Here is a 13229-nt window from a genome sequence, read left to right on the forward strand (position 1 = left end):
GCGATATATGGCAAAATCCTCAACTTTCAAGGAAAGTTGAGGATTATAGCGAGGATCAGTAGATTAGAGAATTATTATTACGAATAATTTAGCTTATTGGACCGATTTAATGTATTTCATCGGATCCACGGCCTTGCCGTTGTGTAACACTTCAAAATGCACATGAGGCCCGGTGGAACGGCCGGTGGAGCCCATAAGAGCCAGTTTATGGCCTTTCTTCACAGCATCACCCACTTTCACTAATACGTCTGAGTTGTGCCCGTAGCGAGTGGCATAACCGTTACCGTGGTTCACTTCCACCAAATTTCCGTACCCATACCGTTTGCCGGCCCAAGTCACCACACCGGAGGCTACGGAAATAACATCACTACCCGCTTTTCCAGCAAAATCCACACCCTTATGCCGCTCCTGGCGCCCCGTGAAGGGATCGGTTCGCATACCGAAGTAGGAAGACAACCATCCGGAACGTATGGGACGACCGGCGGGTGACACTTGCTCCTGTAAACTTTGATTCATCAACATTGCCTCAAGCAGAGCCAGTTGTTGACCGCGATTATCAATCTGGTGCGACAGTGATTCCAGGGCCGCAGCAAAATCCGCGACTTTGATAGAATTCGAACTTTCCGTACTCTCAGGCCCACCCTGGGCGGGTTGAGTGCTAAAATCAAACTCCCCTTTATCCAGTTCTGCCATCTTGGTCAGGCGCTCACCCAGCGCATCCAGGCGAATCACATGTGACTGCAACCGTCCCAAACGTACTGCCAGGGCATCAATATTTTCCTTTGAACTGCGACGGGTCTCGTTTACCACAGTACGCTGTTTGGTTATCTCGTTTTTCCAGTTGGCCAGCATGGCATCCGTACCCACATTGGCTTCACCCGTGAGTTTGCCCAGATAGAAACCGCCCCAAGCGATGGAGCCCACCAATAAACTTAAAAATGTCAGCGAGAAGAAAATCGACCATGAATTCAGCCGGAAGGTATTTGAACAACTGCCTTTCTTGGGAACAAATATGATATTCATGCCAAGTAGTTTCCTTTTAATGCGTTTAATCCTGAGATTGCTTTAAAACCGGTCCTCTGCTAAATCTTTGTACAATCGATTGTTTTGACAGACTTTCGCAAATTCCCAATTTCTTGATTTAAGTATCTCGATTATTTAACATCCAATGAATATGCCAACTTATCTAAAATCCGTCAGCAACATTCTCCACTCGCCGTCCACCGGCCTTCAGGCCATATTGGAAAAAGCTTCCGTGCTACAACAAATCAACCAAAATCTTTGCCTATTCCTGTCGGAACCCCTAAATCAGCACATTGTGCTTGCCAATGTGCGGGATGACACAGCGGTGATTATGGCTGATTCCTCAGTGTGGCTAACTAAGGCGCGATATCAGGGGGCGAGTATCTTACGCTTCCTGACTCATGATGTTGGCCTGACCAAACTTAAAAAAGTTCAGTTTAAAGTCCAGCCACACACTGGAAACACTGCTCTTCAAGCACCAAACCCGGATGTATCGGTAAAAGCCGCACAGTGGCTTAATCAAGCTGCCGATGACATCCAAGATCCTGGTCTAAAAGCGGCTATTAAGCAGCTTTCGAACAACTTTCAACCAAAAGTGTAATCGATTATCGACATAATTGATAACGATTCTTTGAGATATCGTTCACAATTATATAAGAGCTGCGTAGCATTACTGAATTTATCGCCCAAACCCACGAAAACTTTAGGTTTTTCTTAGAACGCAGAATAGCCCAACAACCATTACGTTACGTATGGTTATTGGGTTAGTAGAAGAAACCGGGATTGCGGTAAACCTGAATTAGCTGGTGGTAACCAGAGGCTGAGTAAAAGAAATGGGGGCTTGATTTACATCTTCGAAGGTAACCGACTCCCAAGCCGACTCTTGCGCCATCAGAGCTCGCAATAGACGATTATTAAGTTCGTGACCGGATTTATAGCCGCTGAACTCACCAATCAAGCTGCAACCCAATAAATACAGATCACCAATGGCGTCCAAAACTTTGTGCCGTACGAACTCGTCCTCATAACGCAAACCGTCTTCGTTGAGAATGCGATAGTCATCCAAAACAATGGCATTATCCAGGCTACCGCCCAGAGCCAAGTCATTTTGGCGCAAATGTTCAATGTCCCGCATAAATCCAAAAGTCCGCGCTCGACTCACTTCTTTCACGAAGGAAGTACTGGAGAAATCCACGGTGGTGGTCTGAGAGCGATTACGAAAAACAGGGTGCTCAAAATCAATATTAAAGGAAACTTTAAAACCTTCAAATGGATCAAAACGAGCCCATTTGTCACCATCTTCAACTACCACAGGTTTTTTGATGCGGATGAAACGCTTGGGTGCATTCTGTTCTTCAATCCCAGCGGATTGCACCAGAAACACGAAAGGCCCGGCACTGCCATCCATAATGGGAACTTCAGCCGCGCTCAATTCAATAACGGCATTATCGATACCCAGGCCCGCAAAAGCTGATAACAAATGTTCTACCGTTGAAACGCGAACATCACCATTCATTAAGGTGGTGGACAGGCGTGTATCACCAACGTTCTCCGGTTTGGCTTCAATATCCACAGGCGTACTCAAATCCACCCGCCGGAAAACAATCCCCGAATCGATCGCGGCAGGACGCAAGGTTAAATAGATTTTCTGTCCTGTGTGCAGACCAATACCTGTGGCACGAATAATATTTTTAAGCGTTCTTTGTCGAATCATTTCACATTTCTTTGTTTAACAACAGGCTAAAAAACCGGAGCTTTTATAAACCAGAACCTACATATACCAGGATAATAACCAAAAGATCAGCTCAAATAACAACCAAGACCAACCCTGCCATAGAATGGCCGGGCGATCATATCACAGCAACCCAGCAGATGCCTACATTATTGTGTGATACGGTTCAAATATTAGCCTACGCTACACCTCCGCGAAATAACCCTTTTATCCTACACATCACGCCGCATTTATAGCGACGCCAAACAGACCTCAATCTGCCTGGCGTCTCAAAAATGCAGGAATGTCCAGATAATCCATATCGGCACTCGAAGCGGATGCGAAACCTTCGTTGGCTACTTGCTTACGTATTACAGTAGGACGATCCAATTTACCGTAATCTACACCACCCAACGGTGTCTTATCGACCAGTTTCACCGGTTTGTCTGCTTGTTTAACGTGGTTACCCAATCCGGTAGCCACTACAGTAACACGCAGTTCTTCGCTCATTTCCGGATCAATTACTGTTCCTACCACCACAGTGGCATTTTCTGAAGCAAAACCCTTAATGGTATTACCTACCTCTTCAAACTCACCAATGGCCATATCCATACCTGCTGTGATATTAACCAATATACCTCGAGCACCGGCCAGATCCACATTTTCCAGCAAGGGACTGGCAATGGCAGCTTCAGCCGCTTGATGCGCCCGACCTTCACCCACCGCAGTACCCGAACCCATCATGGCCATACCCATTTCTGACATCACGGTACGAACATCAGCGAAATCCACGTTAATCAAACCAGGGCGGGTAATCAGTTCGGCAATTCCTTGGACAGCCCCCAACAACACGTCATTCGCCGCTTTAAAAGCATCCAGCAAACTAATGTTCTTGCCCAGCACCGTCAACAAACGCTCGTTCGGAATGGTAATCAAGGAATCGACGTATTCACTTAGACCACGAATCCCTTCTTCAGCCACTTGCAGACGTTTGCGTCCTTCGAAAGGAAAGGGTTTGGTAATAACAGCAACCGTTAAAATTCCCATTTCCTTGGCAATTTGTGCAACTACCGGTGCAGCTCCCGTGCCAGTCCCCCCCCCCATACCGGCAGTGATGAACACCATGTCCGCGCCCTGAATCACTTCAACAATACGCTCGCGATCCTCCAAGGCGGCTTGGCGCCCAAGATCCGGATTGGCGCCGGCACCCAAACCTTTGGTAATGGAGGAACCCAATTGAATTGAAGTTTGGGCCGAAGAAATTTTTAAAGCCTGGGCATCCGTGTTGGCACAAATGAAATCCACGCCTTCAATTTTTTGTGTCACCATATGCTCCACGGCATTACCGCCGCCACCACCCACACCGATGACCTTAATCACGGCACCCTGAGTATATACATCCATTAGTTCAAACATGTCTAAGCTCCTCTGTGCTTAACCAATCTGTATTTTAAAAATTACCTTGAAACCAGCTTCTCATTCGCTGCCAAAGAGTTTTCATCCCCCATTCGGACTGCCGGTCCCATCGACCGCTGTCCTGTTGATGCCGGTACCCGTATAACAACAACCCAACACCGGTTGAATAAATCGGGTTTCTTACCACATCCACTAGCCCGCTCACCTGTGTCGGCAAACCTATACGTACGGGCACATGAAACACCTCCTCCGCTAACTCAATAACACCTTCCATTTTTGAGCAACCACCGGTCAGCACAACTCCGGCAGCGCAAATATCTTCAAAGCCACTACGGCGCAACTCGTTTTGCACCAAGGTCAACAACTCTTCAAAGCGGGGCTCAACCACCTCCGCCAGCGTTTGTCGCGCCAAACGCCGGGGGGCACGATCACCCACACTAGGCACCTCAATGCTTTCGTCAGGACTGGCCAGCTGCGTTAAGGCGCAAGCATACTTTTTCTTTAACTCTTCCGCATATTGTGTTGGTGTACGTAAGGCTACGGCGATGTCATTGGTAATCTGGTCGCCGGCAATGGGGATCACTGCGGTGTGCCGTATAGCACCCTCGGCAAATACGGCAATGTCAGTAGTGCCTCCACCAATATCCACCAAACATACTCCCAATTCCTTTTCATCATCCGTCAAAACCGCCTGACTGGAGGCCAGTTGTTCCAAAATCACATCCGCAACTTCCAAACCACACCGACGCACGCATTTAATTATGTTTTGCGCAGCACTTACGGCCCCGGTCACAATGTGTACTTTGGCTTCCAAACGCACCCCCGACATTCCTACCGGTTCGCGTATTCCATCCTGATCGTCGATGAGAAACTCTTGCGGCAGCACATGCAACATTTTCTGATCTGCCGGTATCGCCACTGCCTTGGCAGCATCGATCACCCGATCCAAATCCGCCTGTCCCACTTCCTTGTCGCGGATGGCAACAATACCGTGTGAGTTCAGGCTTTTAATGTGACTACCGGCAATTCCCGCATAGACTGATTCAATTTGACAACCGGCCATTAACTCCGCTTCTTCGATCGCCCGTTGTATGGATTGCACCGTAGATTCTATATTGACCACTACTCCTTTTTTTAAACCCCGCGACGAGTGAGAACCAATACCGATAATCTCCACTGTCCCTTCTTCGCTCACCGTTGCCACAATCGCTGCGACTTTCGATGTACCGATATCTAAACCTACTAGTAAATTCTGATCTGACCGCTTCGCCATTTTCTGTTCCCAGGCCCCGACTTAACCCGATATAGAGTGATTCTGATTATTATTTCTCTGCTCTTTTCGCCACCGAACAGAAAACCCATTGGTATAACGCATATCAACCGTACGGATCCGATCCATTTTCGCTTTCAAACCATGTTGATAGGCCAATAAAAACTTGGATATAACCGATCCGCTTTCATTAATGCCATGGACCCGACCAAACACAAACTTCACACCATTGGCCAGACGCATTTCCAACGCTCTACGCTCGTTCAATGTTAGATGGGTCAGTTCCAAACCGTGTTTTCCAAATTGCACTTGTAAATCCTGACATTGATCCAACATATAACGGTGCATACCTTCCGGGCCTCGGATTTGGACCACCGCTCCCTCCAACATATCTTCTGACTCGAACAACTCTCCATGATTACTAATCAAATATTGACCATTCCAACTGGCCACTGCTTGCCGTTCCTCTACATTTATCTGAATCGTATCCGGCCACAAACGGCGCACCGATGCAGATTCCACCCATGCAAGCCCCTGAACGGATTCCTGCAGAGATTCAACATCAGTGGTAAAAAAACCATTATTCAAATATTCGCCCACCGTTTGCTCCAGGGTTTTCTCACCCACATGACTGACATCACCGACGATCTTAATCTTGGTAACCGGCCAAAAAACGGGAACCCAGTCTTTCGTTGCCGCTGTCCAATTCAAAATCACAGCCGTAACGACAATTCCAATTCCCAGATACCACGTGTAACGCAAAACCATAATCTGTTCTCTATATACATCACGCTGCTATAAAGTATCTTGCAGTATTCTTAACATTAATTCGTCAAACTCTATGCCCGCAGCTCTGGCTGCCATGGGCACCAGACTGTGGTCGGTTAGGCCAGGCACCGTATTGGCTTCGATCAACCACGGATTTCCTGCCTCGTCAACAAACAAATCAATCCGTCCCCATCCGCGTGCGCCGACGGCACGAAATGCCTGCAAAGCTAATTGTTGCATTTTCGCTTCAATCTCAGGCGCCAAACCGCAGGGACAGTGGTATTGCGTGGTATCCAACAAATACTTGGCTTCGTAGTCATAAATCTCCTTGGGCGTCTCCAGCCGTATCATAGGCAATGTCTGCTCACCTAAGATTGCCGCGGTGTACTCTTTACCGGTTACCCAAGCCTCGGCAATCACCTCATTGTCATACTTGGCGGCTTCTTCCCAGGCAGGCAGCAACTGATCTTGCGTGCTGACCTTGGCAATACCGATACTGGAACCTTCGTGCGACGGCTTAATCATCATGGGCAAACCCAGTTCCTGAACCAGATGTGCCGCATCTGGTTTTTGTTCCAAAATGCGATATTCCGGTGTAGGCAACCCTCGCGCCTGCCAAATTTGCTTGGTGCGCAGTTTGTCCATAGCCAGCGCGGATGCCATTACACCACTACCGGTATAGGGCAAGTCCATTATTTCTAAAGCTCCCTGTAAGGTCCCGTCCTCGCCACCACGTCCATGTAATGCAATAAATACCCGGTCATATCGACCCTGCTGCAGTTGCGACAAAACATCCGCCCCTACGTCCATCCCGTGAGCATCCACTCCTCGGGACTGCAAAGCAGACAAGACGGCCGCTCCGCTTTTGAGTGACACTTCCCGCTCGGCAGAAGTGCCACCCATTAATACGGCGACTTTACCTAAGCGAGCAATATCGGTTTGAGCATTCACTTCAATTCCTCTCCAATAATTCGCACTTCCCGTTCCAGGCTTACACCTTGTTTGGATTCCACTGTTTGTCGCACCTTATTGATCAATGCCTCAATGTCGGCGGCCGTGGCGTTACCCAGGTTTACAATAAAGTTCGAGTGTTTCTCGGAAACACAAGCATCCCCAATCCGAGCCCCTTTTAGGCCGCTCGCCTCAATCAAGCGCGCAGCATGATCACCAACCGGGTTCTTAAATACTGAGCCGGCATTTGGCATTTGTGTCGGCTGCGATTCGCTGCGCCGTGCCAACAACTCTTTTATCCGAGCTTGCCCTGCCTCTACATTTCCCGGTTTCAATTCCAGTTCAGCAGCAACAAACCATTCGTTGTCCGGCCCTTTTAAAGTTCGATAACCCACCACATATTCATCGGGCAACCGTACAAATCGTTGTCCGCCGCGATGCAGCGTTTCCACAGCAGAAACCACTTCCCATGTTTCGCCGCCAAAAGCCCCCGCATTCATGGCAAGAGCCCCTCCCATGGTTCCGGGTATGCCCGCCAAAAACTCCGCACCGGTGAGTCCTTGACGGGCACAAAAACGCGCCACCTTGGCGCATGACACACCCGCCTCTGCTCTAACCCTTAATCCTTCCAAACGTTGCAGACCATTAAGCACTCCGCTGGTGGCAATCACTGCACCTCGAATCCCTCCGTCCCGAACCAAGAGATTACTTCCCAAGCCAACCCAAGTCAGAGACTCGTCGGGGCCAAGCTGGGACAAGAACAAAGCCAGGTCATCAATATCCGCAGGCTGGAAATACTGATCCGCCTCTCCGCCGACACGCCAGGATGTATGCTTGGACATGGGCTCATTGAAACTTAAAACGCCGCGCAATGGTTGTTCTCGTTTTGCCACCATCATGTATCACTTTTCCTCAATTTTTCTGGAAGCTTTGCCGCCAGAGCACCAATACTACCGGCACCGCAAGTCAGCAATACATCCCCTTCGTTTAGCACATCGTTTAATGCGTCAGGCACATTTTCCACATCTTCCACAAAAATGGGTTCCACCTGACCCCTGGAACGAATTGAACGACATAAGGTCCGGCCATCCGCGCCGCTGATCACATCCTCACCGGCGGCAAAAACTTCAGTAACCAACAACACATCAACTTTGGACAATGCTTCAGTAAAGTCTTCAAACAAGTCCCGAGTACGACTGAATCGATGCGGTTGAAACACCAGCACCAAGCGGCGTTGCGGCCAGGAATCCCTGGCCGCTTGAATCGTTGCCGCCACTTCTCGCGGGTGATGGCCATAATCATCCACCAACACAATGGAGCCGGCTTTAGTCGCAACATCCCCATACACTTGGAATCGACGTCCTATGCCTTGAAACTCCGCCATCACCTTGGCAATATCCTGGGAGCTAACCCCCAGTTCCTTAGCCACAGCGATGGCAGCTAAGGCATTCAATACATTGTGTTGACCCGGCATATTCAATTTCACATCGATAGCCTCACCATCCGGCATACATGCCTTAAATTCACATTGCACATCCCGGCATTGCCATTGTTGCGCCCGTATATCTGCGTCTTCAGAAAATCCGTAGGTCACCACCGGTTTGCTAATCTCCGGCAAAAGCTCCCGAACCACCGGATCGTCCACGCAGGCCACCACTAAACCGTAAAAAGGAACATGATGTAAGAATTCTAAAAACGCCTGTTTCAACCGAGCGAAATCACCGCCGTAGGTTTGCATATGATCCGCGTCAACATTGGTAACAACCGCAATCATAGGCTGCAAATACAAAAACGAGGCATCACTTTCATCTGCCTCAGCCACAATATACTTTCCTGCGCCCAGTTTCGCATGAGAACCCGCACTGTTGAGCTTACCCCCGATAACGAATGTCGGGTCCAAGCCAGCTCCGGCCAACACACTGGATACCAAACTGGTAGTCGTTGTCTTGCCATGGGTGCCGGCAATGGCAATTCCAAACCGAAACCGCATCAACTCCGCCAGCATTTCCGCTCGGCGAATTATGGGCACACGCTGGTCGCGAGCCGCCTGTACTTCCGGGTTTTCTGTATCAATGGCTGTAGACACAACTACCACATCACTCCCGTCAATATTTTCTGCGGTATGTCCCACCGCTACTCGGGCTCCCAAGTCAGTCAATCGTTTCACTGCGGCGCTCTGTTTCATATCCGAACCACTGACTTCATAACCCAAATTCAACAACACCTCAGCGATTCCACTCATACCCACGCCGCCGATACCCACAAAGTGTATTCGCTGCACCGTTCCCATCTTGGCCACATTAGCTTCGGCAAAGCCACCACTCATGCGTTGACCGGTTTTAACCACGGGCTACCTCCAAACAAAGATCTGCAACTTTGACAGTAGCCTGTGGTAAGGCACAAGCCCTGGCGGCTTTAGCCATGGATGCCAATTTTTGCTTATCGGCAAATTGCATTAACAACTCGTGTAACTTTGTTTGCGTCAGATCCTTTTGTTGCACCATGAGCGCCGCTCCTCGATCCACCAGATAATGGGCATTACTGGTTTGATGGTCATCCACGGCAAATGGATACGGTACCAAAACCGACGGCAACCCCGCCAAAGCCAATTCCGCCACCGTCAGGGCTCCGGCCCTGCATAACACCGCATCTGCCCACGCGTAAGCTTGCGCCATGTCATCAATAAAAGGTTCAACTCGAGCAGTAACATTGTGTTGGGCGTATGCCTGCCTGGCATCCTCTATCAATTTTTTTCCGGTCTGATGCCAAACTTGAGGACGCTGATCCGGTTTAAATTGGGCCAAGGTTGCAGGAACCACGTCGTTCAAGGCTTTGGCCCCCAGGCTACCGCCGACAACCAGCAGATGATAATTACCGTGCTGCCCGTCGGCCTCCTTACCCTGAGTTTTTCCAATATCGGCGCGCACCGGATTGCCGGTGTGTATCGCTTTTCCGCTTGCAAAAGTTCCGGGAAACGCTTCTAAAACCCGTCGCGCAAACGGTACCAGCAATTTGTTGGTCAAACCTGCCACTGCATTTTGCTCATGAATCACTAAAGGCGTACGGGTACACCAAGCTGCCACACCGCCTGGACCGGTAACGAATCCTCCCATCCCCAATACAGCAACGGGCTTTACCCGGCGCATAACACTGATACCCTGAATCAAAGCCAACAGTAGCTTCACCGGTGCCTGTAGCCACCCTAACAAGCCATTGCCCCGCAGACCGGAAACGTTAAGGAAAGAAATCTCAATACCTGCTTTAGGCACCACCTCCGCCTCCAAACCTCTGCGCGTACCCAGCCAAGCCACAGCAATTCCACGGGAGCGCAACTCATCAGCAACAGCCAGGGCAGGAAACACATGCCCGCCGGTACCGCCAGCCATAAGCAGAATGGTTTGCTTGTGATTCGCCTCTGACACTACCGCCTCCCTCCATTGTGGGCACTTCCGCGCCCGCTGTGGGCACTTCCCCGCCCGCTGTGGGCACTTCTTCGTCCGCTGTGGGCACCTCCACCATTGCTGCTGCCCGCATATTGGTTGTTTTCTGCCAGTATTCTTAACAAAATGGCGCAGGACATACAGGTCACCACAATACTACTGCCGCCGTAACTCATCAGCGGTAAGGTAAGACCTTTGGTCGGCAAGAGCCCCATGTTCACACCAATATTAATCAAGGCCTGAAATCCAATCAGCAATCCCAAACCGAAAGCCAAAAATCCGGCATAGATATTACCCGCAGCAAAAGCCACACGCCCTATGTATAATGCACGAAAACTGATCACGCCAAATAATACGATGACGACCAAACCACCCACCAAACCCAACTCTTCGGCCAATACAGCAAATAAAAAGTCCGTATGCGCTTCGGGCAAATAGAATAGCTTTTGAATGCTACCGCCCAAACCCACTCCTAACCATTCACCTCTGCCAAAAGCTATTAGCGATTGGGTCAACTGAAACCCGCAGTTAAACGGATCAGCCCATGGATTAAGAAAACAAGTCAACCGTTCCACCCGATAAGGCGCCGAATAGGCCACAACGGAAAAAGCGGCTCCTAACATGAGTAACAAAGCAGCGAATTGGCGCAGACGTACACCACCAATAAACATCATCCCCAATGCGGTTATGGCAATAACAAATGCCGCCCCAAAATCCGGTTCCAATAACAACAGGATCGCAATAAGAGACAATAACATCATGGGCTTCAAAAACCCCTTCACGGATGTACGCACCTCTTCACCACGACGCTCCAGATATCCCGCCAAAAACATCACCACAAACAATTTCATTAATTCCGACGGCTGTAGATTCACCGGCCCCAGGGAAATCCAACGTGTACTACCATTGATTTCTCGACCCAAGACCAGCACCAGTATTAATAAAACAGAACCCAACATCAGCAAGGCCGGGTTGATTTTTTCCCATACAGCAATAGGCACATGAAACACCAACCAGGCCAAAATCAAACCTGCACACACATAGGCGCTTTGCCGCCAAAAAAAATAGAACGGTTCACCCATTTGCTTTTCCGACAATGATACAGAGGCAGAACCCACCATAACCAAACCCAAAATCAACAACACCAAGGTCGCGCCTGCCAACCAATGATCCACAGACAAGCGACGCTTTCGCGGCCACTCTCCGCTTAACTTCGGCTCCAGTAACCTGGGCTCTCTCAACCTTGGTTCTTTGAGTTCTGCCACACTCACGACAACGTCTCCACTGCCGTTACAAACGCGTTACCCCGGTCCTCAAATCCGTTAAACATATCGAAGCTGGCACAAGCCGGTGACAACAGCACCGTATCTCCGGGGCGTGCTTCGGCATATGCCAACGCCACAGCCTGTTCCATACTGCCGGCATGACGCACTGGAACCACGCCGCTCAACGCTGCCTCTATCAATGGAGCATCACAGCCTAACAACACCACCGCATTAACTTCATTTTGGCGAACGACATCCTTTAGCGAGGAGAAATCGGCACCTTTTCCCTGCCCCCCGGCGATCAACACTTTTCCACCACTCATACCCATAATCGCAGAGATCGTGGCGCCCACATTTGTACCCTTGGAATCGTTATAAAAGTTCACCCCATTGATTTCCCGTACCCATTGGGTCCGGTGAGGCAAGCCGGCAAACTGTGTCAGTTGTTCCAGCATGACGGCCATGGACAAACCCATGACTTCACCTAACGCCAATGCAGCAAGAGCATTGGCCCAATTATGTTTGCCTTGCATACGCATACGACTTACCGGCAACAGCCGTTCTTTACCCCGGGCTAAATAGAACTCACCGTCCTGCTCCAAAATCCCATAGTGGTGCTGCTGTGGTGACTGCGAAGGTGTATTTAATGAAAAGCACCGAAACTGCCGCTGCGGTTGTTTTTCTCTAATACTCTGCATCATAGCCATGACCGCCGCATCATCGGCATTTACCACCATAACACCATCACCCCGGTATATACGTTGCTTCGCAGCAGCGTAATCCGACAGATCCACATAGCGATCCATATGGTCAGCACTAAGGTTCAGCACCACCGCTGCTACCGCGTTGAGGCTCTGCGTGGTTTCCAGTTGAAAACTGGACAGTTCTAACACATAAACATCAACCACCTTGCCAGTATCCGGGCTCTCCAAAAGATCCAACGCCGGCACACCAATATTACCGCCCACCTTGGCATTCAAACCCGCGGCTATCGCCATTTCTCCCAGCAATGCCGTGACCGTACTCTTACCGTTAGAACCGGTAACGGCCACCACCGGGCAATTCACATGACGAGCAAACAATTCAATGTCGCCAATGATTTCGGCGCCGTCCGCCTGTGCTGCAACTATGGCTGGAGTCTTAATCGACACGCCCGGACTCACAATGAGCTGTGAGGCGTGTTCAAAGCAAAGCTCATCGAATGCACCCAAGTGCATTTGAACTCCGGGTTGCTCTTCTGTCAGCTGCGCCACACCCGGCGGCGAGCTGCGACTGTCCACCACAGAAAATGGCTGTCCGTTTCTATGTAAATAACGGGCACAGGACAATCCGGTTTTACCCAAACCGACGATAACTGTTTTTTGTTCCGCTGCCTGCATTCGTTT

12 protein-coding genes are annotated in these 13229 nt (G+C 49.8%); 1 reads left to right on the forward strand and 11 read right to left on the reverse strand.

The genetic code is table 11. From position 1 onward, the window contains the following. Positions 1-93: 93 nt before the first annotated feature. Positions 94-1023 (reverse strand): M23 family metallopeptidase, encoded by a 930-nt coding sequence (locus OEY58_02400; protein MDH5324290.1) that lies wholly within the window; start codon positions 1021-1023, stop codon positions 94-96. Between the two features lie 145 nt (positions 1024-1168). Here OEY58_02400 and OEY58_02405 point away from each other — a divergent pair, with 145 nt between their 5' ends. Next, positions 1169-1624: a DciA family protein gene (locus tag OEY58_02405; protein MDH5324291.1), complete on the forward strand. Its 456-nt coding sequence runs from the start codon at positions 1169-1171 to the stop codon at positions 1622-1624. 198 nt (positions 1625-1822) lie between these two features. Here OEY58_02405 and lpxC read toward each other — a convergent pair whose 3' ends face one another. The 10 genes from lpxC to murD form a co-directional block, all read right to left on the reverse strand. Beyond that, positions 1823-2737, reverse strand: coding sequence for a UDP-3-O-acyl-N-acetylglucosamine deacetylase (gene lpxC / locus OEY58_02410; GenBank protein MDH5324292.1), 915 nt, complete (start codon positions 2735-2737; stop codon positions 1823-1825). 270 nt (positions 2738-3007) lie between these two features. Beyond that, positions 3008-4150, reverse strand: a complete 1143-nt coding sequence (ftsZ, locus tag OEY58_02415; GenBank protein ID MDH5324293.1) for a cell division protein FtsZ — start codon at positions 4148-4150, stop codon at positions 3008-3010. Positions 4151-4184: 34 nt separating this feature from the next. After that, a complete protein-coding gene (gene ftsA / locus OEY58_02420) occupies positions 4185-5423 on the reverse strand; it encodes a cell division protein FtsA (GenBank protein MDH5324294.1) in 1239 nt (412 codons plus the stop codon). Positions 5424-5444: 21 nt separating this feature from the next. Further along, positions 5445-6188, reverse strand: a complete 744-nt coding sequence (locus tag OEY58_02425) for an FtsQ-type POTRA domain-containing protein (protein ID MDH5324295.1) — start codon at positions 6186-6188, stop codon at positions 5445-5447. 27 nt (positions 6189-6215) lie between these two features. Then, on the reverse strand, positions 6216-7139 hold the full coding sequence (locus OEY58_02430; protein MDH5324296.1) for a D-alanine--D-alanine ligase: 924 nt from the start codon (positions 7137-7139) through the stop codon (positions 6216-6218). Beyond that, positions 7136-8035 carry a UDP-N-acetylmuramate dehydrogenase gene (murB, locus tag OEY58_02435; GenBank protein ID MDH5324297.1) on the reverse strand — a complete coding sequence of 300 codons (900 nt, stop codon included), beginning with the start codon at positions 8033-8035 and terminating at the stop codon, positions 7136-7138. Before murB ends, OEY58_02430 begins: the two co-directional genes overlap by 4 nt. Beyond that, positions 8035-9465 carry a UDP-N-acetylmuramate--L-alanine ligase gene (gene murC / locus OEY58_02440; protein ID MDH5324298.1) on the reverse strand — a complete coding sequence of 477 codons (1431 nt, stop codon included), beginning with the start codon at positions 9463-9465 and terminating at the stop codon, positions 8035-8037. The genes murB and murC overlap by 1 nt, the downstream gene beginning before the upstream one ends. 13 nt (positions 9466-9478) lie before the next feature. Then, positions 9479-10561 carry an undecaprenyldiphospho-muramoylpentapeptide beta-N-acetylglucosaminyltransferase gene (gene murG, locus OEY58_02445; protein MDH5324299.1) on the reverse strand — a complete coding sequence of 361 codons (1083 nt, stop codon included), beginning with the start codon at positions 10559-10561 and terminating at the stop codon, positions 9479-9481. Further along, positions 10561-11760: a putative lipid II flippase FtsW gene (ftsW, locus tag OEY58_02450; protein ID MDH5324300.1), complete on the reverse strand. Its 1200-nt coding sequence runs from the start codon at positions 11758-11760 to the stop codon at positions 10561-10563. The genes murG and ftsW overlap by 1 nt, the downstream gene beginning before the upstream one ends. 86 nt (positions 11761-11846) lie before the next feature. Beyond that, positions 11847-13223: a UDP-N-acetylmuramoyl-L-alanine--D-glutamate ligase gene (gene murD, locus OEY58_02455; protein MDH5324301.1), complete on the reverse strand. Its 1377-nt coding sequence runs from the start codon at positions 13221-13223 to the stop codon at positions 11847-11849. Positions 13224-13229: the final 6 nt, after the last annotated feature.

The sequence above is a fragment of the Gammaproteobacteria bacterium genome (assembly GCA_029882975.1).
Lineage (GTDB): Bacteria > Pseudomonadota > Gammaproteobacteria > SZUA-152 > SZUA-152 > JAJDNG01.

Coding starts and splice junctions, on each gene's coding strand:
- OEY58_02400 (MDH5324290.1), bottom strand. CDS start 1,023: ATGAATATCATATTTGTTCCCAAGAAAGGCAGTTGTTCAAATACCTTC.
- murD (MDH5324301.1), bottom strand. CDS start 13,223: ATGCAGGCAGCGGAACAAAAAACAGTTATCGTCGGTTTGGGTAAAACC.
- OEY58_02405 (MDH5324291.1), top strand. CDS start 1,169: ATGAATATGCCAACTTATCTAAAATCCGTCAGCAACATTCTCCACTCG.
- murB (MDH5324297.1), bottom strand. CDS start 8,035: ATGGTGGCAAAACGAGAACAACCATTGCGCGGCGTTTTAAGTTTCAAT.
- ftsZ (MDH5324293.1), bottom strand. CDS start 4,150: ATGTTTGAACTAATGGATGTATATACTCAGGGTGCCGTGATTAAGGTC.
- murC (MDH5324298.1), bottom strand. CDS start 9,465: ATGAGTGGTGGCTTTGCCGAAGCTAATGTGGCCAAGATGGGAACGGTG.
- ftsA (MDH5324294.1), bottom strand. CDS start 5,423: ATGGCGAAGCGGTCAGATCAGAATTTACTAGTAGGTTTAGATATCGGT.
- lpxC (MDH5324292.1), bottom strand. CDS start 2,737: ATGATTCGACAAAGAACGCTTAAAAATATTATTCGTGCCACAGGTATT.
- OEY58_02425 (MDH5324295.1), bottom strand. CDS start 6,188: ATGGTTTTGCGTTACACGTGGTATCTGGGAATTGGAATTGTCGTTACG.